General features: G+C 69.2%; 22 protein-coding genes and 1 tRNA gene. 11 read left to right on the top strand and 12 right to left on the bottom strand.

All coding sequences use genetic code 11. The features are described from left to right. Window positions 1-140: 140 nt before the first annotated feature. The 4 genes from gap to AVJ23_RS04485 form a co-directional block, all read right to left on the bottom strand. Complete coding sequence (gene gap, locus AVJ23_RS04500; protein WP_058860964.1) at window positions 141-1,142, bottom strand: type I glyceraldehyde-3-phosphate dehydrogenase; 1,002 nt, start codon at window positions 1,140-1,142, stop codon at window positions 141-143. 124 nt (window positions 1,143-1,266) lie between these two features. Continuing rightward, on the bottom strand, window positions 1,267-1,410 hold the full coding sequence (locus tag AVJ23_RS23055; RefSeq protein ID WP_058860963.1) for a hypothetical protein: 144 nt from the start codon (window positions 1,408-1,410) through the stop codon (window positions 1,267-1,269). Window positions 1,411-1,462: 52 nt separating this feature from the next. Then, window positions 1,463-1,936: a disulfide bond formation protein B gene (locus AVJ23_RS04490; protein ID WP_058860962.1), complete on the bottom strand. Its 474-nt coding sequence runs from the start codon at window positions 1,934-1,936 to the stop codon at window positions 1,463-1,465. Further along, window positions 1,936-2,514: a YqaA family protein gene (locus AVJ23_RS04485; protein ID WP_058860961.1), complete on the bottom strand. Its 579-nt coding sequence runs from the start codon at window positions 2,512-2,514 to the stop codon at window positions 1,936-1,938. The genes AVJ23_RS04490 and AVJ23_RS04485 overlap by 1 nt, the downstream gene beginning before the upstream one ends. A gap of 111 nt (window positions 2,515-2,625) precedes the next feature. Between AVJ23_RS04485 and AVJ23_RS04480 the strand changes: the two genes are divergently transcribed. Beyond that, a tRNA-Leu gene (locus AVJ23_RS04480) sits at window positions 2,626-2,711 on the top strand. Between the two features lie 153 nt (window positions 2,712-2,864). Here the strand turns inward: AVJ23_RS04480 and AVJ23_RS04475 are convergent. Then, the gene (locus AVJ23_RS04475; RefSeq protein WP_157772611.1) at window positions 2,865-3,596 is read right to left on the bottom strand and encodes a FadR/GntR family transcriptional regulator; all 732 of its coding nucleotides are present in this window, start codon (window positions 3,594-3,596) and stop codon (window positions 2,865-2,867) included. A 156-nt stretch (window positions 3,597-3,752) separates the two neighbouring features. On the opposite strand from AVJ23_RS04475, the gene AVJ23_RS04470 reads away from it, so the two are divergent. Continuing rightward, entirely contained in the window at window positions 3,753-5,192 is a 1,440-nt protein-coding gene (locus AVJ23_RS04470; protein ID WP_058860959.1) for an FAD-binding oxidoreductase, read from the top strand. Beyond that, window positions 5,189-6,319: a fumarylacetoacetate hydrolase family protein gene (locus tag AVJ23_RS04465; protein WP_058860958.1), complete on the top strand. Its 1,131-nt coding sequence runs from the start codon at window positions 5,189-5,191 to the stop codon at window positions 6,317-6,319. Before AVJ23_RS04470 ends, AVJ23_RS04465 begins: the two co-directional genes overlap by 4 nt. 112 nt (window positions 6,320-6,431) lie before the next feature. Here AVJ23_RS04465 and AVJ23_RS04460 read toward each other — a convergent pair whose 3' ends face one another. Further along, window positions 6,432-7,208, bottom strand: a complete 777-nt coding sequence (locus AVJ23_RS04460; protein ID WP_058860957.1) for an enoyl-CoA hydratase — start codon at window positions 7,206-7,208, stop codon at window positions 6,432-6,434. After that, window positions 7,205-8,422, bottom strand: coding sequence for a CaiB/BaiF CoA transferase family protein (locus tag AVJ23_RS04455; protein WP_058860956.1), 1,218 nt, complete (start codon window positions 8,420-8,422; stop codon window positions 7,205-7,207). Before AVJ23_RS04455 ends, AVJ23_RS04460 begins: the two co-directional genes overlap by 4 nt. A 156-nt stretch (window positions 8,423-8,578) precedes the next feature. On the opposite strand from AVJ23_RS04455, the gene AVJ23_RS04450 reads away from it, so the two are divergent. The 8 genes from AVJ23_RS04450 to AVJ23_RS04415 all read left to right on the top strand — a co-directional run bounded on the left by AVJ23_RS04450 (window position 8,579) and on the right by AVJ23_RS04415 (window position 15,910). Beyond that, window positions 8,579-9,268, top strand: coding sequence for a GntR family transcriptional regulator (locus AVJ23_RS04450; RefSeq protein ID WP_058860955.1), 690 nt, complete (start codon window positions 8,579-8,581; stop codon window positions 9,266-9,268). Between the two features lie 176 nt (window positions 9,269-9,444). Next, entirely contained in the window at window positions 9,445-10,440 is a 996-nt protein-coding gene (locus AVJ23_RS04445; RefSeq protein WP_058860954.1) for a TRAP transporter substrate-binding protein, read from the top strand. 127 nt (window positions 10,441-10,567) lie between these two features. Next, window positions 10,568-11,086, top strand: a complete 519-nt coding sequence (locus tag AVJ23_RS04440) for a TRAP transporter small permease (RefSeq protein WP_058860953.1) — start codon at window positions 10,568-10,570, stop codon at window positions 11,084-11,086. A gap of 37 nt (window positions 11,087-11,123) precedes the next feature. Continuing rightward, window positions 11,124-12,398, top strand: coding sequence for a TRAP transporter large permease (locus AVJ23_RS04435; RefSeq protein ID WP_058860952.1), 1,275 nt, complete (start codon window positions 11,124-11,126; stop codon window positions 12,396-12,398). An 18-nt stretch (window positions 12,399-12,416) separates the two neighbouring features. Then, window positions 12,417-12,869, top strand: coding sequence for an RpiB/LacA/LacB family sugar-phosphate isomerase (locus AVJ23_RS04430; protein ID WP_058860951.1), 453 nt, complete (start codon window positions 12,417-12,419; stop codon window positions 12,867-12,869). A gap of 6 nt (window positions 12,870-12,875) precedes the next feature. After that, on the top strand, window positions 12,876-13,775 hold the full coding sequence (locus tag AVJ23_RS04425) for an amidohydrolase family protein (protein ID WP_058860950.1): 900 nt from the start codon (window positions 12,876-12,878) through the stop codon (window positions 13,773-13,775). Continuing rightward, window positions 13,772-14,671 (top strand): NAD(P)-dependent oxidoreductase, encoded by a 900-nt coding sequence (locus AVJ23_RS04420; protein ID WP_058860949.1) that lies wholly within the window; start codon window positions 13,772-13,774, stop codon window positions 14,669-14,671. Before AVJ23_RS04425 ends, AVJ23_RS04420 begins: the two co-directional genes overlap by 4 nt. A gap of 123 nt (window positions 14,672-14,794) precedes the next feature. Further along, window positions 14,795-15,910: a tetratricopeptide repeat protein gene (locus tag AVJ23_RS04415; protein WP_058860948.1), complete on the top strand. Its 1,116-nt coding sequence runs from the start codon at window positions 14,795-14,797 to the stop codon at window positions 15,908-15,910. A gap of 19 nt (window positions 15,911-15,929) precedes the next feature. On the opposite strand, the gene AVJ23_RS04410 is transcribed toward AVJ23_RS04415, so the two are convergent. From AVJ23_RS04410 to AVJ23_RS04390, 5 genes are all read right to left on the bottom strand, one after another. Beyond that, window positions 15,930-17,792 (bottom strand): glycosyltransferase family 2 protein, encoded by a 1,863-nt coding sequence (locus tag AVJ23_RS04410; RefSeq protein WP_058860947.1) that lies wholly within the window; start codon window positions 17,790-17,792, stop codon window positions 15,930-15,932. After that, on the bottom strand, window positions 17,789-19,366 hold the full coding sequence (locus AVJ23_RS04405) for a hypothetical protein (protein ID WP_058860946.1): 1,578 nt from the start codon (window positions 19,364-19,366) through the stop codon (window positions 17,789-17,791). The genes AVJ23_RS04410 and AVJ23_RS04405 overlap by 4 nt, the downstream gene beginning before the upstream one ends. A gap of 92 nt (window positions 19,367-19,458) precedes the next feature. After that, entirely contained in the window at window positions 19,459-20,685 is a 1,227-nt protein-coding gene (locus tag AVJ23_RS04400; RefSeq protein ID WP_058860945.1) for an NAD-dependent epimerase/dehydratase family protein, read from the bottom strand. 193 nt (window positions 20,686-20,878) lie between these two features. Then, window positions 20,879-23,458 carry a cation-translocating P-type ATPase gene (locus AVJ23_RS04395; protein WP_058860944.1) on the bottom strand — a complete coding sequence of 860 codons (2,580 nt, stop codon included), beginning with the start codon at window positions 23,456-23,458 and terminating at the stop codon, window positions 20,879-20,881. A 97-nt stretch (window positions 23,459-23,555) separates the two neighbouring features. Then, window positions 23,556-25,106 carry a bifunctional aminoglycoside phosphotransferase/ATP-binding protein gene (locus AVJ23_RS04390; protein WP_058860943.1) on the bottom strand — a complete coding sequence of 517 codons (1,551 nt, stop codon included), beginning with the start codon at window positions 25,104-25,106 and terminating at the stop codon, window positions 23,556-23,558. Between the last annotated feature and the right edge of the window lie 77 nt (window positions 25,107-25,183).

Here is a 25,183-nt window from a genome sequence, read left to right as displayed (position 1 = left end):
ATCTTGGTCATTCGTCCGACGCGCGGCGAACGGCAGCTTCCCGCCCATCCTAACCCTCTTTCACCGCCACCTTCCAAGAACACAACCGCCCCCGCAGGTGCCTGCGGGGGCGGTATCCTCGGTCAAACCGGTCGAATGGATCAGATCAGCTTGCCCATGGCGACGGCAGTGTCGCTCATGCGGTTGGAGAAGCCCCATTCGTTGTCGTACCAGGTCAGGATGCGGCACATGGTGCCCTCCATCACCTTGGTCTGGTCGGTGTGGAAGATCGACGAGTGGGGGTCGTGGTTGAAGTCGCTCGAGACGAGCTTGCGGTCGGTATAGCCGAGGATGCCCTTGAGCGGGCCGTCGGCGGCGCTGCGGATGGCGGCGTTGATCTCCTCCGCGCTGGTCTCGCGCGCGGCCTCGAAGGTCAGGTCGACCACCGAGACATTGGGCGTGGGCACGCGGATCGCGACACCGTCGAGCTTGCCGTTCAGCTCGGGCAGGACGAGGCCCACGGCCTTGGCGGCGCCGGTCGAGGTGGGGATCATGCTCATCGCCGCGGCGCGGGCGCGGTAGAGATCCTTGTGCATCGTGTCCAGCGTCGGCTGGTCGCCGGTATAGGAGTGGATCGTGGTCATGAAGCCGCGGGTGAGGCCGATCGTGTCGTTCAGCACCTTGGCCACCGGCGCGAGGCAGTTGGTGGTGCAGGAGGCGTTCGAGACGACGAGGTCCTCGGCGGTGAGGCTGTCATGGTTCACGCCGTAGACGATGGTCTTGTCGGCGTCCTTGCCCGGGGCCGAGATCAGCACCCGCTTGGAGCCGTTCTCCAGATGCGCCTGGCAGGCCTCTTTCGAGGTGAAGATGCCCGTGCATTCCAGCACCACGTCCACGTCCGACCAGGGCAGCTCGGCGGGGTTGCGGATGGCGGTCACCTTGATCGGCCCGCGGCCCACGTCGATGCTGTCCTCGCCGGCCTTCACCTCGACCGGGAAGCGGCCATGCACGCTGTCGAATTGCAGCAGGTGGGCATTGGTTTCCACCGGGCCGAGGTCGTTGATCGCGATGACCTCGATATCGGTGCGACCGGATTCGATGATCGAGCGCAGAACGTTCCGTCCGATGCGGCCGAATCCGTTGATGGCGACTTTGACACTCATGGGGGCTTCCTCTTGCTGGCGGCCTTGAGCCTTTGCGAAGATTTTCGGTCCGGGCGCGGCGCGGATCCGCGCGGCGCTCTGTTATCGCTAACAACCACTGGCGTGGTCGAAAGTCAAGCCGAGCCTATCGCCAGAAGGCGAGCCAGTCGATGAGCGAGAAGAGTTTCTTTCCGACAAAGACCAGGTTCGTCCCGTCCCAGAGCACCAGATCCGCGGCGACGGCGCCGAGAAGGATCAGGCCGAGCACGATGGCGATCGGGTTTGTCATGCGGCCCTCCGGCTGTGCGGCGCCGCCTTGATGCCAGAGCGGGCGCGCCCTGTCACGCGGGAATGGCGCGCGCCCCGGCCCGGGCCGCCAGCAGCCAGAGCGCGGCGATGCCCAGCGAGGCGAGCACGTTCCACGACGCCATGGAGAGGCCCAGCATCTCCCACGGCACCTCGTCGCAGCGCACCAGCGGGGCGGCCATGATCTGCTCGACCAGCTCCTCGGGGCTCAGGCCCTCGATGGATTGCGAGGAACAGGAGCTGGGACCCTCCCACCAGCCGCGCTCGACCCCGGTGTGATAGGCGCCGATCCCGGCGCTGGAGGCCGCGCCCAACCCGGCCAGGAGCGGCAGGGCCGCGCCGCGCAGTGCCAGCGCGGGCAGGGCAAGCACCAGCGCTGCCACATGGCCGTAGCGCTGCCAGTAGCACAGCTTGCAGGGCGGCATCTCGCCCAGGTACTGGAAGCCGAGCGCCCCCAGCAGAAGGCCGGCGGAACCGGCGGCGGCGGCCAGGATCAGGGTCTTGCGCATCACAGATACCTCACCAGAAGGAAGCCCCCCAGAAGAAGCGCCACGAAGACGGTGAAGACAAGCCCCAGGCGGCGCTCGATGAAATCACGAATGGGTGCGCCGAAGGCCCGCAGCAGCGCCGCCACGATGAAGAACCGCCCCGCGCGCGCCAGGATCGAGGTGATCACGAAGGTCGAGAGCGGCATCGCTGTCCAGCCCGACATGATGGTGATCACCTTGTAGGGGAAGGGGGTCAGCCCGGCGATCAGCACCGCCCAGAAGCCCACGCCGTTGAAGCGTTCGTTGAAGGCCGTCATGCTGTCGGCCTTGCCGAGCGCCTCGAGCACGGGCTGGCCGAGGCTGTCATAGAAGAAATAACCGATCCCGTAGCCCAGCAGCCCGCCCAGCACCGAGGCCGCGGTGGCGACCAGCGCGATCAGCCAGGCCCGCCGGGGCCGGGCAAGGATCATCGGGATCATCAGCACGTCGGGCGGGATGGGGAAGACCGAGCTTTCGATGAAGGCCACCGCCGCCAGCACCCAGAGCGCATGCGGCGCACTGGCCTGCGCCATGGTCCAGAAATATAGCCGCGCCAGCATGCCGCTCTCCCTCTTGCCGCGCGCGCGGCTTCCCATGACCGCCCGCCGCGGTCAAGCCACCGCAATCGGCCTTTACGAATGTCCGGCATGCGGCTAGACGTAAGCCCCGTGGCCCAAGTGGCGGAATGGTAGACGCAGGGGATTCAAAATCCCCCGCTGGCGACAGCGTGTCGGTTCGAGTCCGACCTTGGGCACCATCGCAAGTCGAATACTTTCTCCGAAAATGCCTCCGGTCGAATGATCGGCGTTATTTTCTGTGTTGGTCTTCTTGCGACTCACACCCGCTCGACGACGACTCGGGGCTTCCATTATAGTGCCCGGGCCCCAAAAAAACACGCAACGACACCCACCTATCGCGAGACTGAAAACCGGTCCTCGCGAAGGGCGACGCCGAGGCGGTCGGCGGCTTGGCGGATGTGTTGGCGCATGGCGTCGCGGGCGCCGTCGGGATCGCGTACCGCGACGCGGTCGAGGATGTGGCGGTGTTCCGCGATGGTGCGCCGGACCAGATCGTCGGAGCGGTAGATCGCGGCCGTATCGCGCGACGTGCCCTTCAGGCGGAACGCGATATAGGTCGAGATGCCCTTGAGATAGGCATTGTCGGTCGCGGCGGCGAGGGCGCGGTGAAAGCGGGCGTCCGCCTCGAGACTGGCCTCGTCGAAGGCCGGGCCCGCGTCGAGATCGGCCAGCACGCCGCGCAGCTCGGCCAGGTCACCCTCGCCGTGCCGCAGCGCCGCGATCCCCGCGATCTCGATCTCGAGCACACCGCGCAGCTCGAACAGGTCGGCCAGCGCGGCCTCATCGGCCAGCCCGCTGTCATCGATCCGGAAGGTCAGGCGTGCGTCGCGCGGCAGGACGGTCGCGCCGCGGCCCTGCCGGCTGTCGAGGATCCCGTCATAGCGCAGACGGGCGATGGCCTCGCGCACGACATTGCGGCTGACCCCGAAACTCTGGGCGAGGGCGCTTTCCGTCGGCAGCACCTCGCCCTCCGCGATCTCGCCGGACTCGATCTGCGCCAGCAGCCGGTCGGCGATCCGGTCCGGCAGCCCCGCGGGGCGGTCCATGACAAACCTGGTGCTCACGGGGGCCTCCTGACTGTCGTGCCATCGGCGGGGTGCCTTCTTTCGACCCGGTCATAGCAGAGACGCAGGCACATGCGACAGATATTTCGATGATAGGATTGTTGGACAAATGGGATAAGCCTGCTAGACACGTCGCCACCAAGAGGGGGGAAGCCCATGAACGAACAGGACTGCCTGGCCGCGTTGGCGGCCATTGTCGGGGATCGCAACGTGCTGGTAGGGCCGGAGGAGACCGCGGCTTATGTCCGCGACTGGCCGGGTGACAACCTGGCCGAGCCGCTTTGTGTCGTGCGTCCGGCCACGACGGCGGAGGTCTCCGAGATCATGCGCCTTGCGCAGGCACGGGGGATTGGCGTGGTGCCGCAGGGCGGCAATACCGGGCTGGTGGCCGGGACCTGTACGACCGGCGGGCGCGACATCATGCTGTCGCTCGGGCGGATGCGCGCGATCCGCGCGGTCGAGCCCACCGACATGGTCATGCAGGTCGAGGCCGGCGTCACCGTGGAAGAGGCGCAGATGGCGGCGGCCGCGGCGGACCGCCTGTTTCCGCTCTCCTTCGGCGCGCAGGGCACCGCGCAGATCGGCGGTGCGGTGGCGGTCAACGCGGGCGGGCTGAACGTGCTGCGCTATGGCATGACGCGCAACCTCGTGCTGGGGCTCGAGGTGGTGCTGGCCGACGGGACGGTGCTGGACACGCTCTCGGCGCTGTCCAAGGACAATCGCGGGCTGGCGCTGCACCAGCTCTTCATCGGCAGCGAGGGGGCGCTCGGCATCGTGACCGCGGCCAGCCTGCGCCTTCTGCCCCGCATCACCCGGCGCCAGACCGCGCTGCTGGCCTTCGAAGGGCTGTCCGAGATCGTGGCCTTCGCCGGTCAGGCGCGGGCGCATTGCTCCGACCTGCTGTCGGCCTTCGAATTCATGCCGGGCGAGGCGATCGAACTGGCCACCGGCCACGTGGACAGCCTGCGCGACCCGCTGGAGGCGCGCCATCCCTATTACGTCCTGCTCGAGATCGCTGCCTCGGGGCCGGTCGACCTCGACGGGCTGCTGATGGGGCTGCTCGAAGAGGCGATGGGCGATGGCCGCGTGCTTGACGGGGTGGTCGCGGCCAGCGATCAGCAGCGCAAGGAGCTCTGGCTGCTGCGCGAGGCGATGGTCGAGGCGCAGGCCGCCCGCGGTCCCCATCTGCGCACCGATTTCTCGGTCCCGCTGTCGCGCGTGGCACAGCTGGTCGCGGCGCTGGAGCAGGTCGTGGCCGAGCATCTGCCGGGCTGGACCTCGCTCGCCTATGGCCACATGGGCGATGGCAACGTGCATTTCAACGTGCTGCCGCCCGAGGGGCTGGACGGGGCGGAGGTTGCCACCCGGGCCGCGCCGGCGCGGGCGCGGATGTACGAGGTCGTGCGCGGCTTCGACGGATCGCTCAGCGCCGAGCATGGCATCGGCCGCGAGCGGCGCGCGGCGCTCTACGCGGATCGGGCGCCCGAGCTGTTGCGCCTTGCCGAGGGGATCAAGGCGCTGCTCGACCCCGAGGGGCGGATGAATCCCGGCTGCCTGTTCCCGGCAGCCGAAGCGCAGAAAGGACAGAACGGATGAATGACGCGCTCGAACAAGACGGCTGCTGGCTGGGCCGGGCCTGGAACGCCGAGGCGGCGGGCCCCTCGGTCATCACGATCCGCCAGGGTCGGGTGCTGGACATCACATGCCGGGCCGCGCCGACGGTGCGCGACATCTGCGAGATGGCGGATCCCGTGGCGCATGTCCGCACGGCGCCGGGGACCGACCTGGGATCGGTGTCCGAGGTGCTGGGCGAGGGTGCGGGCTGGCAGCTGCTGGCACCGGTCGACCTTCAGGCGGTCAAGGCGTGTGGTGTCACCTTTGCCGGCTCGATGATCGAACGCGTCATCGAGGAACAGGCCGCGGGCGATGCCGGCCGGGCCGAGGCGATCCGCGCCCGGGTGGGCCAGGCGATCGGCAATTCGCTGCGCGATATCGTGCCCGGCTCACCGGAGGCGGCGCGCGTCAAGCAGGCCTTGATGGCCGAGGGGCTGTGGAGCCAGTATCTCGAGGTCGGTATCGGCCAGGATGCCGAGGTGTTCTCGAAGGCGCAGGTCCTCTCCGCCGTGGGCCACGGGGCGCAGGTGGGGCTGCACCCGTCCTCGTCCTGGAACAACCCCGAGCCCGAGGTGGTGCTGGCCGTGGCCTCGACCGGCCGGGCGGTCGGCGCGATGCTGGGCAATGACGTCAACCTGCGGGATGTCGAGGGACGCTCGGCGCTGCTGTTGTCCAAGGCCAAGGACAACAATGCCTCCTGCGCGCTGGGGCCGATGCTGCGCCTGTTCGATGACGGGTTCGGCATCGAGGACGTGCGCCGGGCCGAGCTGCGGCTGCAGGTGACCGGCAAAGACGGGTTCGTGCTGGAGGGGCGGTCGGACATGACACGGATCAGCCGCGACCCGCTCGACCTCGTGGCGCAGACCGTGGGGCGACATCACCAGTATCCCGACGGGTTCGTTCTGTTTCTCGGCACGCTCTTCGCCCCAACCGAGGATCGCGATGCGCCGGGGCAGGGCTTCACCCACAAGCTGGGGGACGTGGTCGAGATCAGCTCGCCCCGGCTGGGGCTCTTGCGCAATGTCGTGAACCTGTCGACCGACTGCCCGCCCTGGCAATTCGGCGCCAGCCACCTGATGCGCAACCTCGCCTCGCGGGGTCTGCTCTAGCGGATGCAGGATGACCTCCGGCGCGTGCGCCGGGGGTCGTGTTTCGCGTTTCAGGAGGGCGGCCCCGCTTGGTGTTTGTTCAACGCTCCGGGCGGCCTGTCGCCGGACTGCTTCAGCGGCCGGTAAAGTCCGGCTTGCGCTTCTCGCCGAAGGCGCGGATGCCCTCGCGGAAATCGGCGCTGCCGTAGCAGCTGTCGATCAGGTCGTCGATATCAGGCAGGGTGCTGCGCGCCAGCCGGCCGAGCGCGGCCTTGCTGGCCGCCATGCTCAGGGGCGCCCCGGCCAGAAGCCTGGAGACCAGCTTGTCTGCGGTCTCGTCGATCTCGTCCGCGGGGACGATGCGTGCAAGGAAACCGGTACCGGCCAGCTCTTCCGCGGTAACCAGCTCCCCCAGCAGCAGCATGCGCTTCGCCATGGCCTCGCCCAGACCGGCCGACATGCGCGCATAGTTGCGCATGGACAGGCAGTTGCCCAGCGTGCGCGCGATGGGCACGCCAAAGCGCGCCCCTGCAGTGGCGACGCGCAGGTCGCAGCCCCCCGCGATGTTCAATCCGCCGCCGATCGCCATGCCGTCAATCACGGCCAGGGTGGGCGCCTTGATCGAGGCGAAGGCGTCGAGGATCCGGTCCATCTTGCGCTCGTAGGCGATGCCGTCGGCGCCGCTGTCGAACTCGGCGAATTGCGCAATGTCCGAGCCGGCGACAAAGGCGCGCCCGCCGACCCCGCGCAGCACCACGGCGCGCAGGTCGGTCCAGGCCGCCAGCCTGTGGCTGATCTCCTCGAACTCGCCATACATCTTCCATGTCATGGCGTTCATCGCCGCCGGCCGGTCGAAGAAGATGCGCGCAACCGGGCCGTCGATCGCGAGCCGGACCTCCCCGGCGCTCATCCGAAGGCACCTTCCGCGCGCAGCCGGGCGGCATCCAGCCCCAGCTCGCCCGCCAACTCGTCAGTGTGCTGGCCCAGAAGCGGCGGGGCATGGCGCACCTGCTGCGGCGTGCCGCGCATCTTGACCGGGAAGCCGAGCGCGTTCATCGGCCCCTCCGCCGGGTGGTCGATCGTCATGATCATGTCCCGCGCCTGCGTATGGTCGGCGGCGAAGACCTGGCCGAAATCGTTGATCGGCCCGGCCGGCACGCCATTGGACAGAAAGGCCTCGACCCACTCCGCCGCTCCGCGTTCCAGGAAGACCGGCTCCAGCGCGGCGACCAGCGCGTCGCGATTCGCGACCCGGTCCTTGTTGGTGACAAAGCGCGGGTCGTCATGGATGTCGGGGCGGGCGATCACTTCGCAGAACAGGTCCCAGAGCTTCTGGTTCGCGGCGCCGACCACGAACATCCCGTCGCTGGCGGTGAAGGCCTGGTAGGGCGCGCTCATCCGGTTCGCGGTGCCCAGCGGTTCCGGCGAATGGCCGGTGGCCCAGTATTCGGTCGTCTCCCAGATCGACAGCGACAGCGCGGCCTCGAAGAGCGAGGCATCGATATACTGGCCCTTGCCCGAGCTCGACCGGCCGATCACCGCGCTGAGAATGCCGTAAAGGCAGAACAGCCCGGCGCCGAGGTCGCCCACCGACACGCCCGATTTCACCGGTCCTGTCTCGGGGTGGCCCATCGCGCTCATCACGCCCGACATGGCCTGTGCGATCAGGTCGAAGCCCGGGCGCTGCGACCACGGCCCGGTCTGGCCGAAGCCCGAGATGCTGGCATAGACCAGTTTCGGGTTCAGCGCCGAGAGCGTGTCATAGTCGATGCCCAGCCGCCCGGTCACCCCGGGGCGGTAGTTCTCGACCAGCACGTCGGCGGTCTTGACCAGCTCCAGCAGCATGGCCCGCCCGCCCTCGGTCTTGAGGTCCAGCGTCACCGAGCGCTTGTTGCGGTTGAGCGCGAGGAAGCCGGGGCTGTCGGCCCCCTTCATCCGAAAGCCCATGGCGGCGCGGGTCTGGTCGCCCTTGGGCGGCTCGATCTTGATGACGTCGGCGCCCATGTCGCCCAGCATCATGCAGCAGAAGGGCCCGGCCATCACCTGCGTCAGGTCGATGACCCGCAAGCCTGCGAGCGGAAGGGGCGGGGCGTCCGCCCGGTCCTGGTCGTCGGTGGTTGTCATGCGTGTGCTGCCTCCCTGCCATCACGTCTCGCCTTGCCATTTGTGTATACAAGAATTGACGAAGGTCAAGCTGCGCCGCATAGCTGCACCGGGAAAGATTGCCCCAACGGCCCGGAATCAGTAGGTCGGTTTGGAGCCTGTGGAGGAGGAACTGCCATGGCCAGGCCTGTCGATGGCGCAGAGGCGCAACCCCGCAAGGGGGCGCTGCACGTGGCGACCACGCAGCGGCTGCGCGAGATGATCGTTTCGGGCGAGCTTGCCCCCGGAGAGCGGCTGCGGGAATCGCATTACTGCCAACTGTTCGGCGTATCCCGCACGCCGTTCCGCGAGGCGGTCAAGGCGCTTGCGGCCGAGGGTCTGATCGAGCTGTCCCCGAACAGATCGCCGGTCGTGGCCGGGCTGAGCGCGCAGGATCTCGAGCATATCTATGTGGTCGTCGCCGCGCTCGAGGCCACGGCGGGCGAATTGGCCTGCGAAAGGATCACGCAGGACGAATTTGCGGAAATCGTTGATTTGCATAGTAAAATGCTTGAATCCTACGAGCATGGCGATCGCGCGGAATATCTTGCGAACAACCACCTGATCCACCGCCGCGTTGTCGAGATCGCGCGCAACCCGGTCCTGCTGTCGGCCTGGGAGGTGCTGGTGCCGCGGGTCGAGCGGGCGCGCGCGGTGGCCAATCTCGACCGCGAACGCTGGCTGGCGGCGGTGTCCGAGCATTCGCGGATGCTGGCCGCGCTCGGTGCGCGCGACGGTGCCAAGCTGGCGCAGATGACACGTGAGCATTTCATGAACGGGCTGTCCTTCTCGCAACGTCACGCGCGCGCCCGGATGGGCGAGGAATAGGGCTGTCCCGTCGGGCTGGCGCCCGGGGCAGGGCGCCCCGAATTGCGGTCGGCCCATCGCAAAACTTTCACATCCTCTATTGACGCCCTGATTTCTTGCATACAAGAATGCGACCCAGAGGCGACCATGGGAGGCGCTTCTCTGGCCCCGCCAGACCACTCAACGGGAGGAAATCCATGAAGTTCAGCTCCATCCGGCTGGCGTCAGCAGCGCTTGCTGTCAGCGCCGCACTTGCCGCCACCGCCGTCAGCGCGCAGAACCTGCGCTATGCCCATGTGGGCTCGGAAGGCGACATCCAGCACTGGTTCGCCGCGCAGACCGCCGACCGGCTGCCCGACGCGACCGATGGCGACGTGACCGTCACCGTGTTCCCCAACTCGCAGCTGGGCGGCGTGCAGGAAACCATCGACGGGGTGCGTTCGGGCGCGATCTCGATGGCCCACCACGAGTTCGCCTCGCTGGCCCAGCTGGTCGAGGACATCGCCGTCTTCAACGCGCCCTTCGTCTACCGCGACGGCGAGCACGCGCTGAAGGCCACCGATCCCCGCACATCGCCCGTGCTGCAGGAATTCAACGAGCAGCTGATCGAGAGCGGCAACATGCGCATCATCGGCCGGCTGTTCCGCGGCGCGCGTCAGATGACGGCCAAGATGCCGGTCTATTCGCCCGCCGATCTCGAGGGCGAGCCGTTCCGTGGCGTGCCGCTGCAGCTGTGGACCACGATGATCAAGGGCTTCGGCGCGATCCCAACGCCGGTCGAGGTCAGCGAACTGCCGACCGCGCTGATGACCGGCATGGTCGTGGGGCAGGAGAACCCGCTGACCATGATCAACGCCAACAAGCTGTACGAAGTGCAGAGCCACGTCATGCTGACCGGTCACATGCAGAACGTTCTGCCGGTCTTCATCAACGAGGATGTCTGGCAGTCGATCTCGGAAGAGAACCGCGAGGCGATCCTGACCTCGCTGGACGAGCTGGCCTACGAGACGCTGGCCACCGCGCAGCAGGCCGAGCAGGACCTCGTGGGCACGCTGACCGAGAAGGGCATGACCTTCATCACCGGCGATGACGGGCTGGAGCTGGACGCGTTCCGCGAAGGCGTGGTCGCACAGGTGAACGAGGACTTCCCGTCCTGGGCGCCGTATATCGAGCAGATTGCCGCGATCGAGTGATCCGGCGACGGGAGGGGTCACTCCCCCCTCCCGCCATTGTTCATCCGCAGCCCGACGGAGGGGACCCCCCGTGTCGCACGATCCTGACCCTGAGGCGCCGAACGCCGCGCTTCCGACGACTGCCCTGATGGCAGACCGCATCCTGAACCCGGCGCGCCGCATCCTGCGACTGGCCGGCCTTGTCATCCTGGCGGTGATGATCGCCACCCCGATGGCGCAGGTCATCATGCGCCAGTTCTTCGGCATCCCGCTGATCGGCGCGGACGAGCTGTCGCGCTTCATGCTGATCAGCGTGGTGATGCTGACCATCCCCTACACGGTCTCCTCCGGGGCGAGCGTCCGGATGGAAGAGCTGCAGCACGTCTTTCCGCAGCCCGTCCAGCGGGGCCTGCGCGTGCTGATCGCGCTGCTCGGCATGGCGGCCTTCGCCTTTGCCGCGTGGTCGGTGCTGACCGCGACGCTGAAGAACCTCAACAACGCGACGCCCACGCTGGGCATTCCCTATTACGTCTTCTTCTCGGCCACCGCGGTCGGGTTCTTCTGTGCCGCGCTGGAATTTGCCGTGCTGGCCTGGAAGGCGCTGGTGGGGCTGCCGATGTACGTGACCTTCGCCGCCGAACAACCCACCGAGGACCTGACCCTGTGAGTCCCGCGTCCCAGACCACAAGCATTCGAGGTACGACTTGGGCTACCTGATCCTCGCCGTCTTTGCCGGCATGTTCCTGATGGGCTTTCCCATCGTCCTCTCCATTCTCGTGCCGTCGGCGCTGTATATCGCGCTGAACGGTTTTCCGATCGAGCTGATCGGCCAGCGCATGACCTATGCCCTGGACAGCTTTCCGCTGGTCGCCGTGCCGGTCTTCATCTTCGTCGGCAACCTGATGAACCAGGCCGGCGTGACGGCCCGCATCTTCCGCTTTGCCGACACGCTTGTCGGCCGGGTGCCCGGCGGTCTGGCGCAGGTCAACATCTTCTCCAGCCTGATCTTCTCGGGGATGAGCGGCGCCGCGCTGGCCGATGTCGGCGGGCTGGGCAAGATCGAGATCAAGGCCATGGCCGAGCGCGGCTTCTCGCGTGCCTTCGCCGGCGCGGTCACGGCCTCCTCGGCGGTAGTCGGGCCGATCTTTCCGCCCTCGATCCCGCTGATCATCTACGGGTCGGTCACCGGTGTCTCGATCGTCCAGCTGCTGCTGGCCGGCATCATTCCCGCCGTCGTCTGCGTGCTGATGCTGATGGCGGCCACCGCCTTCATCGCCCATCGCCGCAAGCTGCCGCGCGCCGAACGCTGGTCGCGCCCCGGCGAGATCCGCGATGCGCTGCTGCCGGCGATCCCGGCCCTGCTGACGCCGATCCTTCTGGTGGGGGGCATGTTGCTGGGCTGGTTCACCCCGACCGAGGCCGCCTCGGTCACCGTGTTCTACGTGATCTTCATCAGCAGCATCGTCTACCGCGAGCTGACCATGGCGCATATCCTCTATGCCGCCTACGAGACGATCAAGAGCACGGCGGCGATCCTGATCATCGTCTCGGCCGCGGCGCTGTTCGGCTGGATCCTGGCGATCGAGCAGATCCCGCAGAGCTTTGCCGCCACGCTGACCTCGATATCGCAGGATCCGGTGATGCTCCTGATGATCGTCAACCTGATCCTGCTGGTGGCGGGCATGTTTCTCGACAGCACCACGGCGACGCTGCTGATCATCCCGATCATCGCCGGGCCGCTGCACGCTGCGGGGGTCGACCCGGTGCACCTGGGGATCGTTGCGATCTTCAACCTCATGCTGGGGCTGGTCACGCCGCCGATGGGCTTGTCGCTCTTCTTGATCACCGATATCGCGCAGGTCTCGATGCGCGCGATCCTGAAGGCGATGATGCCCTTCTACATTCCGCTTTTTGCCACGCTTCTGCTGCTGACGCTGGTGCCGGAACTCTCTCTGTTCCTGCCCAAGATGATCCGCTAACCCGGAAAGGAAACTGTCATGAAACTTGTCGTCGGATCCGATCACGCGGGCTTTCCGCTCAAGGCCTCGGTCGTGGAATACCTGCAGTCGCTCGGCCACGAGATCACCGATGTCGGCTCTTTCGACCCGGACCCGGTGGATTTCCCGGTGATCTCGGGCAAGGTCTGCGACGCGGTACTGGACGGCTCGGCCGATCGCGGGCTGCTGATCTGCGGCACGGGCGTGGGCGCGGTGATCGCGGCCAACAAGCGCGCGGGCATTCGCGCCTCGATCGGGCATGATGTGCATTGCGCCCACCAGGGGGTGGAGCATGACGACGTGAACGTCATGTGCATCGGCGCGCAGATCGTCGGCCCGTGGCTGGCCCGCGACCTGGTCAAGGCCTATGTCGAGGCCGAGTTCGACGCGACCGACGATCATGTCCGCCGTGTCGAGATGCTGCACGAGCTGGACCGCCAGCGCGGAGCCTGACCCGCGATGCGCATCGTAGACGCCCATCAGCATTTCTGGGACATCTCCCGCAACTATCACCCTTGGCTCTGCGATCCCGACCCGATCCCGTTCCGCTATGGCGACTACGCGGCGTTGCGGCGGCCCTACCTGCCGGGGGATTACCGCGCCGATGCCGGCCGGCACGAGGTGGTGGGCTCGGTCTATGTCGAGGCCGAGCATGATCCCGGCGATCCGCTGGGCGAGGTTGCCTGGGTCAGTCACATCGCGCGCGCGCAGGGCCTGCCCACGGTGATCGTGGCGCAGGCTTGGCTCGACCGCCCGGATCGCGACGAGGTGCTGGCCGCCCACGGGGCGCATCCGCTGGTGCGCGGCATCCGGCACAAGCCCGCCGCCTCCGCCACGCCGCAGGCGGCAAGGCGCGGGGCGCCGGGTTCGATGGATGATCCGCGCTGGCGCGAGGGGTTCGCGATGCTGGCCGGGCAGGGGCTGTCCTTCGACCTGCAGACGCCGTGGTGGCATCTCGACGCCGCCTGCGACCTGGCCCGCGACTTCCCCGAAACGCAGATCATCCTGAACCATGCCGGGCTGCCCGCCGATCGGTCCGCCGAGGGGCTGGCGCAGTGGGATGCCGCGCTGCGTCGTCTCGCAGGGGCGCCCAACGTGGCGCTCAAGATCTCGGGGTTGGGCGTGCCCGGTCAGCCCTGGCGGATCGAGGACAACCGCGCCATCGTCCTTGCCGCCATCGACGCCTTCACGCCCCAGCGCGTGATGTTCGCTTCCAACTTCCCGGTGGACTCGCTGGTGGCCGGGTTCGACACCATCATCGACGGGTTCGACCGGATCACCCGCGGCTTCGCCGAGGCCGCGCGCGCGGCCATGTTCCGCGACACGGCCCGCCGCATCTACCGCATGGAGCACGCATGACGACCGAGACCACACTTCCCCGCATCGGCTTTGTCGGGCTGGGCATCATGGGCGCGCCCATGGTGCGCCGCCTTCTGTCCCAGGGCTTCCGCGTCATCGTCTGGAACCTCGAACCCGAGCGCGCTGACGAGGTTGTGCCGCATGGCGCGATCTGGGCGGACAGCCCGGCCGAGGTCCGGCGCAACTGCGATCTCCTCGCGCTTTGCGTGCTGCATGCCGAGGCGGTGCGCAATTGCTGCTTCGGGCCCGAGGGGTTCGACAAGGCCGGCGCCGGCGCCGGCGCCGACCTGATCGTCGATTTCTCGACCGTCGCGCGAGATCACACGCTGGAGATCGCGGCGGGCATGGCGGCACATGGCGTTGGCTGGATCGACGCGCCGGTATCGGGCGGGCCGGATCCGGCCGAGGCCGGCCAACTGACCGCGATGCTGGGCGGCGCACAGGCCGACGTCGACCGCGCCGCCCCGCTGCTTGGCGCGCTGACACAGGCCGCGACGTTGCTGGGCCCGCTCGGCGCGGGGCAGGTGGCCAAGACCCTCAACCAGGCGATCGTGGGCACGAATTACGTGCTGATGGCCGAGGTCATCACCCTGGCCCGCAGCGCCGGGATCGACCCCGCGCGCCTGCCCGAGGCACTGGCCGGAGGGCTGGCGGATTCGCAGATCCTGCAGCGCACCTACAAGCAGATGGCGGCCGATGATTTCGACCCGCCCAAGGCCTATGCGCGGCAGCTGTCCAAGGACATGAAGGCGCTGGCCGATTTCGTGGCCGAACAGGGCGGCGGCATGCCGCTCATCGACCGCGCGGTCGAGACCTATGTCGGCTATGCCGAGGACGGCAACGCCATGTCCGACGCCGCCGCCATCAGCGCCTACTACGCGCGCAAGCGCGGCTGATGGGCACGCTCGGGGTGGCTGAACGGATCATGCGGGACACGTCGCCAAGGGCTTGATCCGTCCGCGCGGCTGGGCAACATGGCGCTACCGTTTGTTGCCTGTCGCATTGCTCCGGAGGACCGCATGGCCGCTGCTCGTCTTATCACCGCCGCGCTGGTCGTGGCGCTGTCGGCCACGGCCGCGCCGGGGCAGGAGGCGGGGGCGGCGCCCGGGTCGGTGCAGGCCTTGCTGGGCGCGGCCGAGCAGGGCCCGCTGGAGCGGGAGGAGCGCACCGCGCTTTTCGAGGCGCTCGAGGCCATGGCCGAGACGGATCCGGGCGCCGCGTTCGGGCTGATGACGCGCTTTGCCGCGACGGGTGACACCAAGGCGCAGCAGGAGCTGGGCACCTATTACAGGCAAGGCATCGGGACCGAGACCGACCTTCAGGCCGCGCGGGAGTGGTACCAGCGTGCCATCGAGGGCGGGCGGCCCTATGCGCTGGCGCCGATGGCGCGGGTCGAGGCGGCGCTTGGCAACGGGGCGGCGGCGCTCGGGTTGGTGAACCGCGCCATCGACGCCGGGATGCCGGGGGCCGAGCGGCAGCTGGGTTTTGCCCATGTGGACCGGCAGCTGGGTGTCGCCTCGGACCCGGCCCGGGGTCGCGAGATCCTGATGGCGCTGATCGATGACGGGGATGGGCGCGCCGCGCGCCCGCTTCTGCTGCGCTACACTTGGAACCGGCTGCCACTGCCCGCCCCGGATCGGCTGGTGGCGCAGGTCGAGGCGGATGGACTGGCGGGGGACGGTCCTTCGGCCGAGGCGGCGCTGGTCTACCTGACCAAGGCAGAACGACGCGCCGTCTCGCGGCGGCAGGCGCTGATCGAAGTGCCGGGCATCCGCGACCGGATCCTTGCCTCCGAACGGATGTGGCTGGCTGCCGACATCCAGCCGCGCCGCTTCTACCTGGCCGCCGACGAGATCATCGCCACCACGCCCTCCGAGCATTTTCCGCGCGCGGCGCTGACCGCCAACCGGGTGACGCCCAATGCCTATGTGCGCATCCTGCAACGCGAATTGCGCGGGCTGGGCTATTACCGCGGCTCGCTGAACGGGCGGCTGACGCGGTCGACCATCGCGGCGCATAACCGGTTCTGCCGCGATGCGGGCATTATCGCGCAATGCCGCGAGGGCCCGCGCAAGAGCGCCACGATCCGCGCCGTGACCGAGGCGCTGGCCGAACGGCGCCCCGGCACGAAGTGAGCCGGGACGCCGCGCGCCGTCAGGCGATGCGCACCGAGGGCGGGGCCGGGCGGGCCAGCGCGCTGCGCGAATAGGGATGCTCGCCATAGGCGCGGATATTGATCGACAGCATCGATTCCAGCGTGAAATAGGCCCGCATCACGCGGAACAGCAGGTATTCCGGCAGGTAGAGGATGGCGCCCGGCCGGCGCATCAGCAGGGCGCAGAGCATCGCCATCAGCGCCGGCGCGCCCACGGTCAGCGCCACCACCGACTGCCACATCAGCGTGTTGAAGGCGTTGAAGCTCGTCAGGTACTCGATCGCGCCGAACAGCAGCAGCGGCACCATCATCGCGCGGCGGGCCGAGTTGATCAGCATGTAGGGCAGGATGATCTTGCCGCGCACGGTGCCGTGCCGCGAGAAGATCAGGTCGCGGCAGCGCGCCGAGATGTGGAAGGTCGAGCGGAACCAGCGGGTGCGCTGCTCGCGCATGTGGCGATAGGTGGCCGGCACCTCCGAGATGTAGCGCACCTTGGGGTCGACCACGAGGCGGTAGCCCAGCTCGCCCGCGCGCAGCGAGATGTCGGTATCCTCGCCGTTCATGCCCTCGACGAAGCCGCCCAGGTCGCGCGGCAGCTCGGTGCGGTAGACCGAGAACATGCCCGGGATGCCGACGACGGAATCAATCGTGCCGAAGGCGACCGAGTAGAAGGCGTGCTTGACCGCGACCTCGAGAAAGCGCGCCCGGTCGAACAGCCCGCCGCCCGGCGGCAGGGGGACGCCGCCCACCACGCCCACCTGGGGATCGGCGAAATGGCGCATGGCCAGGCGCAGCGAGTCCGGCCCAAGCTGGGTGTCGGCATCGACGCGCACGCAGTACTCGGTCTCGACCGCGTCCAGCCCGGCATTGAGCGCATTGGCCTTGCCCGGTTTCGGCACGTCGATCACCCGGCCCGACAGGGCCGTGCAGGCGGCCAGCGCGGCGGCGGCGACCTCGGCGGTACGGTCCGAGGAATTGTTGTTCATCACCAGCAGCTCGACATGGCCGTCATAGCGCGTGGCCGCGACATCCATGGCGCGGATCGTGTCGGCGATGATGTATTCCTCGTTATGGGCGGGCACGAAGATGGTCAGGTCGGGCGAGAAATCGGCCAGCGGCGCGAGGTGCGCTTCGACCCGCGCGCCCAGGTAGAGCAGCGTGAAGAAGGTGGGCAGGAACAGGAAGACGCCGGGCCCGATGCCGCCGAGGAGGGTCAGGTGGCGCAGCGCCTGTTCCAGCCAGAGGTTCAGCGAGGCGACATACCAGGCGATGCCCGCGGCCACCAGCGTGACCACGATCAGCCGCAGCGCGACGCTGCGCGTCTTGCGCGTGTTGATGCGCAGCCGGATGCGGGCCGGCATCTCGCCGCGCTCCAGCAGCTTGAATGCGAAGACGGCAAAGCCGGTCAGGCCCGAGGCGATCTCGATCACGTGCAGCGACAGCACGATATGGGTCTGCCACAGCAGCAGGTGGGCCATCAAGTCCATCAGCAGGCAGAGCGCGACATAGCTGCCCACCATGTCCAGCAGCACCTGCGCGCGGCGCAGGATCGAGCGGTCGCAGGTCAGCGCGAAGGCCGACAGGAAGGAGATCACGAAGATCCGGACCGCGACCGCGTGGCTGCCCTGTGCCGGCGCAAACACCAGGTCGTTATGCGGAAAGAGCGCGTCGAGCGCGGGGATCTCGTTGACCGCCCAGAGCAGGGCGAAGGCGATGACCGAGAACAGGGCCAGGGTCAGCGGTGCCGCGTGCTGCGGCACCTTGCTGGCAAAGCGGCGCGGCGCGCTGTCCACCGACCAGAACCGGACGTCGTTGCGCCCCTGCTGGCCGGTGGTGCCCTCGGGTGCGGGGGCGGCGGTCATGGCCGCATCCCGGCGCTGGCGAAGTGGGGGCGCTCCTCGATCAGCAGCACGGCGCGCGCGGCAGTGGCGTGGAACTGCGCGTCGCGGTCGCCGACCCGCAGGATGCGCAGCATGTCGCTGTCCTCGGGATCGGGCAGGACAAGCCAGCTGTGGACCGGGTCGACCGGCGCCAGCGCCGCGTCCAGCGCAGCCAGCGGCACGGCGGTGATGCGCGGCTGCTCTGCGGCGGCCTCCTGCGCGGTGGTCAGCTGCAGCGGGGTGGCGCCCTGCAAGCCGCCCAGCAGGTCCAGCGCCAGCTGCGCGCCGGTGGGGCCCAGCTGCGGGTGCACGGCCAGTTGCATCTGGTCCTGCAGCACGGTCTGCAGCGCGGCCCAGGGGCTGTCGGCCTCGGGCGCGGCCAGCGTCAGGCGCGCCTGCAGGATGTCGGCGCTGGCCGGGCGGCCGGCGATGCAGCGGCCTGCGCGCTGCTCGGCGCTGGTCAGGGTGACGCGCAGGTCGTTCAGCATGGGTTGGTCTGCGGTCGGCAGCTCCAGCCGGCGCGCGATCTGCCCCGAGGCCCCGTCCAGCGCCTCGGAATGCACCAGCCGGTCGTTCAGCCGCACCGAGAGCAGCCAGCCGCTGTCATCGCCGGCCGCGTCATAGCGCATCTGCAGGTCCAGCGCGGCCGCGGGCGCGCCTTGCGCAAAGCGGCGCCGGTCGAAGGTCACGCGCCAGCCGGCCTCGCCCTCGAAGGCGACCGAGCGTTTGCGCCCCAGCGCGGCGGCAAGGTCCAGTACGTCCCTTTCCGTGGTCGCACGGGCGACGGCGCGCGCCTCGAGCGCGTCCATCAGGCCGGCATCCATCGCCAGCGCGCCGCTATCGGCCGAGGCGAGAAGGATGTCCTCGCCCTGCGTCGCATTCAGATGCGCGGCCCGGAGCAGCCCTGCGCGCATCGGCCCGGCCTCGGGCCATTCCAGCAGGCGCGGCGCGGCCTGGGCCAGCAGCAGGTCGGCGGGATCGCTCAGCGGCGCGTCGATGACCAGTTTCAGATGCGACGAGGGCAGGATCTGCGCGACGATGCCGCCATTCCAGTCGGCGGTGCACTCGGCCTGCGGGGCCTGCCCCTCGGCCGAGAGCGCGACGGTGACGGTTTGCCCGGCCAGATCGCGGATGTTGAGCGGCACGGCCAGACGCCGGCGCAGCCGGCCCTCGTCCAGCACCAGCTCGGCCCGGCGCACGCCGTTCACCGTAACCCGCAGGATGCCTTGCGCGCCTTGTTCGAGCTCGCCGTTGAGGTCGAGCAGCAGCACGCCGGACTGCGCGGCGCTGCTGCGCGGCAGGGCGAAGGTCGCCTTGGTGTAGCCGGGAAAGCCGCTGAACGCGTTCAGCCGCCCGGCCTCGCGCATCGGCATGATCAGCTCGGCCGGGGTGGCGGCGGCGGGCAGGGCGTGGGCGTCGACCGCGGCGGTCTCGGCCGGGATCATCTCCTTCACGCGGTCGGCAAGCTGCAGGCCGATTTCCGCGCGGTGCTGAAAGCCGTAGATCAGCGCGGCCAGCAACACGAAACAGGTCGCCAGAACTCCGACGAGGCGCATGGCGCTCACTCCTTGGACAGGTGGGAACACCGGGGCAGGGGGCGCGCCATGTCGCGCGCCCCGCGCTGCCCCGGTCAGGACGGGTCAGGGGATCAGGCCGCGGTGTCGATCCGCGACGCGGCCGGAACGGTGCCGGGCTTCTGCGCATCGGTCCAGACCGAGACGCAGGGCACGCTGTCGGCGCGGTGGCGATGCGCGTAGCGCGCCGCGATCTCGACCGTCTCCTCCAGCAGCCCCTCGGCCAGGGTGATCGGCTTGAGACCGAGGTCGAGGAAGGTGGCGTTCGAGACCTTGAGCTCGTTCTCGGCCGCTTCCTTGCGCGGGTTGTCGACCAGCGCGACCTCGGCGCCGGCGATGCGCGCCACCAGGTAGGCCAGGTCGCGCACGCGGTGGGTTTCGGTCATCTGGTTGAGGATCTTCACCTTGCCGTCCCGCGCCGGCGGGTTGGCCACGGCCAGCGCGATGCATCGCACCGTGTCCTGGATGTGGATGAAGGCGCGGGTCTGCCCGCCGGTGCCGTGCACGGTCAGCGGGTGGCCGACGGCGGCCTGCATCAGGAAGCGGTTCAGCACGGTGCCGTAATCGCCGTCATAATCGAAACGGTTGATCAGGCGTTCGTCGCGGCGCGTCTCTTCGGTCTGGGTGCCCCAGACGATGCCCTGGTGCAGGTCGGTGACGCGGATCATGTTGTTCTTGGCGTAGAACTGGAACAGCAGCTGATCCATCGACTTGGTCATATGGTACACGCTGCCCGGGTTGGTCGGGTAGAGGATGTCGCGCTTGTACATGCGGTTCTCGTCGCCCGGCACGAAGACGGTCAGGTAGCCCTCGGGGATCTCGAGCCCGTCACCGTCATAGCCGTAGACGCCCATCGTGCCCAGGTGCACGACATGCGGGTCGAGCCCGGTCTCGGCGATCACCGCCAGCAGGTTGTGCGTGGCGCTGATGTTGTTGTCGACCGTGTAGACCTTCTGCTCGAGCCCCTTCATCGAGTAGGGCGCGGCACGCTGTTCGCCGAAATGGATCACCGTGTCGGGCTGCATCGACAGCATCAGAGTGCGCAGCCCGGCCAGGTCGCGGGCCACGTCGAGACGGGCAAAGCCGATGGTCTTGCCGGTCAGCTCGTGCCAGGCGGCGATGCGGTCCTCGATCGAGGCGATGGGCGTCAGGCTGTCGGCGCCCAGCTCGGCATCGATGGCCCGGCGGGACAGGTTGTCGGCGATCACCACCTCGTGGCCAAGTTCGGACAGGTGCAATGCCGTCGGCCACCCGCAGAACCCGTCACCCCCGATCACCAGTACCTTCTTCGTTGCAGTCATCTTTTTCGTCCTCGTGCGCGTGGCCGATCCGCGACCGGCCCTGATGTTGGTCAAAGTTGAATTACTTTCCGAGGACCGGTCTATCATGGGGAATAGCCACGCCGGCATCCCCGCGCCGGGCTAGGCGCGGGCGCGGGGGGCGACGGCGTGGCGCGGGCGCGCGGCCCGGCTATCCGGACGGATAGGATCCGCGCTACGGGCGCGCCGCGCGAAGCGTCTTGAACAGCTCGGGGACCAGCAGCAGCGGCAGGGCGAGTCCCGCCAGCACCAGCAGGTGATCGGGGCCGAGCGGCACGGTGCGCAGCATGACCTGCAGCGGCGGCCAGTAGATCGCCAGCGCCTGCAGCGACATGGTCACGGCAAAGGCGATCAGCAGCGGTCGGTTGCTGGCATAGCCGATCCGCGCCATGGGCAGCCGGAAGGAGCGGAAGGCAAAGACGCTGACCTTCTCGAAGACCACCATGCCGGCAAAGGCCATGGTGCGGGCCAGGTCCTCGCCCTGCGGCAGGTAGCTGTAGAACAGCCACAGGCTGGCCGCGCCGGTATAGAGCCCGAAGGCCCCGATCATGGCAAAGCCTGCCAGATCGAGGATCGGGGTGGTCTTGGCGGTGGGCGGGCGCCGCATCTGGTCGGGGGCCGGCTTCTCCATCCCCAGCGCCACGGCCGTGACCCCGTCTGTGACAAGGTTCATCCACAGGATCTGGGTGGCGAGGAAGATCAGCGGCCCGCCGAGGAAGAGGTTGACGAGGATCGCGACGACCTCGCCCGCGTTCGAGGACAGCAGGTAGCGCACGAAGCGCCGGATATTGGCGAATTGCCGGCGTCCTTCCTCGACCGCGCCCACGATCGTGGCGAAATTGTCGTCCAGCAGAACCATGTCGCTGGCATCCTTGGCCACGTCGGTGCCGCGCTGCCCCATGGCGACGCCGATATCGGCCTGCCGCAGGGCAGGCGCGTCGTTCACCCCGTCGCCGGTCATCGCCACGAGATTGCCGGCGCGCTGCAGCGCCTCGACCAGCCGCATCTTGTGCGCCGGCGCGGTGCGGGCGAAATGCGTGTTGCCGGCCAGCGCGCGGTCCAGATCGGCCTCGGACAGATCGTCCAGATCCGCGCCGGTCAGCACGCGGTCCACCGACAGGCCGATCTCGCGCGCGATGGCACCCGCGGTCAGCGGCGCGTCGCCGGTGATCATCACCACGCGGATGCCCGCGCTGCGGCAGAGCGCAACCGCCTGCCGGACCTCGGGGCGGGGCGGGTCGATCATGCCGACGAGCCCGAGGAAAATCAGCCCGCTTTCGCCCGCCAGCGGATCCTCGACGCTGCGCTGCGCGAAGGCCAGCAGGCGGCGCCCGTCGGCGGCCATCTCCTCGGCCGCGCGCTGGATGCGACCGCGGTCGGCGGCGGTCAGCGGCGCGGGCGTGCCGTCGGGCCCGTCGATCCGGTCGCAGACCTCCAGCACGGTCTCGGGCGCGCCCTTGACCATCTGCACCAGGTCCGGGCCGCGCCGCATCACCACGCTCATGCGCTTGCGCTCGGCGTCGAAGGGGATCTCGGCCAGCCGGTCGGCGGGGTCGGGCAGCGGCGCCCAGGCCTTGTGGCCCAGCGTGACCAGCGCACCCTCGGTCGGGTCGCCCACCATGTGCCAGCCCTCGGCGTCGCGGGTCAGCTCGGCATGGTTGCACGACAGCGCCACGTCCATCAGCCGGGCCAGCCGCGCATCGTCCCCCGCGCGCACGCGGGCCCCGTCCCGCGCCACGTGGCCGGCCGGATCATGGCCGGTGCCGGTCACGCTGTAGCCCTGCGCCGGGGTCCAGATCGCGGTGACCGTCATGGCGTTCTCGGTCAGGGTGCCGGTCTTGTCGGTGCAGATCACCGTCGCCGCGCCCAGCGTCTCGACCGCCTGCAGGCGGCGCACCAGCGCGCGGCGCCGCAGCATGGCCGAGGCCCCCAGCGCCAGCGTGATCGTCACCACCGCCGGCAGCCCCTCGGGCACCATGGCCACGGCCAGTGCCACGGCCATCAGGAAGGTCTCGTCCAGCGGGCGGCCGACGGCCAGCCCGGCGGCCAGGACCATCAGCCCCAGCCCCACCGCCGCGGCGCCCAGCACCCGCGCCAGCCGGGCCAGCTTGACCTGCAGGTGGGTCTGCCCCTCTTCGATCGAGGCGGTGAGTTGCGCGATATTGCCGAACTCGGTCGCCGTGCCCGTGGCCTGCACCACGCCCTCGGCGCGCCCGGCCACCACGTTCGCGCCCATGAAGAGCCGGTCGGCCTCTCCGCCGGGCGCCTTGTCGACCGGCACGGATTCGCCCGTCAGCACGCTTTCGTCGACCTTCAGCCGCATCCCCGCGACCAGCGTCAGATCGGCCGGCACTTTGTCGCCGGCCTCGAGGATCACGAGGTCGCCCGGCACGATCCGGCGCGTGTCCACCATGCGCTGCGCGCCGTCGCGCACCACCCGCGCCTCGCTGGCCAGCATGTTCTTCAGCGCCGCAAGCGCGGTCTCGGTGCGCCATTCCTGCACGAAGCCCAGCACGCCGTTCAGCAGCACCACCAGCAGGATCGCGACGGCATCCACCGTCTCGCCCAGGGCCAGCGCGATGCCGGCCGCGGCGATCAGCATCAGGATCAGCAGCGAGGTGAACTGCCGGGCCAGGATGCGCCAGCGCGCGGTCGGCTCCTGCTCGGCCAGCTGGTTGGGGCCGTACTCCTGCAACCGCCGCGCGGCCTCTTGCGATGTCAGCCCGTGAACCGGGTGTGCCGTGTCATCCGCCATGCCGTACCTCTTGCGCCGCGCGATGCGCGCTCGTTTCGGCGGCAGCCTAGGCGGGACGAGAGGGGTGTCACATGACGCAGGTCAACGTGACCCCGCGTCAGGGCGTGCCGTCTGCGTCTGGTGATAACGCCAGTGCCTCGCAGGCCGCGGTGCGGGTGGCCTCGGCCCCGCCCGAGGCGTCGATCGACCTCCAGTCGAGCGCGCCCCGGGGCAGCCCGGTCTGCATCCGCACGATCCGCGCATCGGCGTCCGAGGCGTCGCCTCGCCGTCCGGTGACCCGTTGCAGCAGGACGGGTTCCGGCGCCTCCAGCCAGAGCCCGGCGAACGTGGCGCCGGTCTCATCCGCGACCGTGGCGAGCGATGCGCGCTCGGTCGGTTTCAGAAAGACCGCGTCCACGATGACCGATTGCCCGGCGGCCAGCGCGGCGCGCGCCCCGTCCTCCATCGCGGCATAGACCTGCGCCGTCATCCCGGGCGTGTAGGCATCCTCGGGCAGGCGGGTCAGCGGGTCGACGCCATGAAGCGCCTTGCGGATCACGTCGCTGCGCAGATGCACCGCGCCCGGCGCCCGGCCCAATGCGGGGGCCAGCGCGCGGGCCAGCGTCGTCTTGCCGGTCCCCGACAGCCCGCCGATCGCGACCAGCCGCGGCGGCACGGGGTGCAGCGCGGTGCCGGACTCCTGAAGGTAGCGCCGCGCCTGTTCCGGCAGGTCTTCGTCGCCGCCCCGCGCCCGGGCGGTCTGGACCGCGACCATGGCGCTGATCGCCGCGCGCACCGACAGGAAGAGCGGCAGCGCCGCCAGCCCGTCCAGATGCGCGGGGCGTCCTGCGCGCGAAACGTAGCTGTTCAGCACCGCGTTCGCCGCCATGCCCAGCCCGCGATGCAGCAGGTCCATCAGCAGGAAGGCGAGGTCGTAGAGCACGTCGCAGGTCCCCAAGGCCTCGCTGAATTCCAGCGCGTCGAACGGGTGTGGCACGCCGTCGAGCAGGACGATATTGCTCAGGTGCAGATCGCCATGGCAGCGCCGCACATGGCCCGCGCTCGCGCGCGCATCCAGCAGCGCGGCGCGGTTTTCCAACTCGACCGCGGCCCGGTCGAGCAGGTCGCGTACCGTCTTCTCCGGCAGCGCGTCGCCCATGCCTGCGAATTCGCGGCCCAGCTCGGCCAGGATGTCGCGCAGGGGGCCTGCGCCGTCCGGCCCGCGCCGCAGGGGCGCCGCCGCGTGGTAGTCGGCGATCCGCGCCCCCAGCGCCTCGGCCAGCGCGCGATCCAGCGCGCCGCGCGCCGCCACCCGGTCCAGCTGGTCGTCGTCCGGAAAGCGCACCATGCGCAGCACCCATTCCACCGGTCGGCCATCGCCGTCCAGCGCCAGCCGCCCGTCAGCCTCGCGGGTGACGGGGATCACGTCGCGGTAGAGCGTCGGCGCGGCGGGGGCGTTCAGCTCCAGCTCGCGTCGCAGCGCTGCCTCGCGCGCCGCCAGCGTGCTGTAGTCGAGATAGTCGTAGCGCACCGCGCGCTTGATCTTGAGCGCCATCTCCCCGGCAAGGAAGACATGCGCGCCATGGGTCTGGATCTCGGTCACCTCCGGCGCGCCGGGATGGGTGCCCGGGTCCTTGAGGAAGCGCAGGATTTCGCTCTGGTCGGTCATTGTCTGTCCCGGCAGCCTGCGGGCCCGCCGCCCGCGACCGCAGCATCGCACGGCGCGCCGGTCGGGGGCATGATCGG

The sequence above is a fragment of the Pseudoponticoccus marisrubri genome (assembly GCF_001482405.1).
Taxonomy (GTDB): domain Bacteria; phylum Pseudomonadota; class Alphaproteobacteria; order Rhodobacterales; family Rhodobacteraceae; genus Pseudoponticoccus; species Pseudoponticoccus marisrubri.
This window is presented reverse-complemented; position numbering and strand designations above follow the sequence as displayed.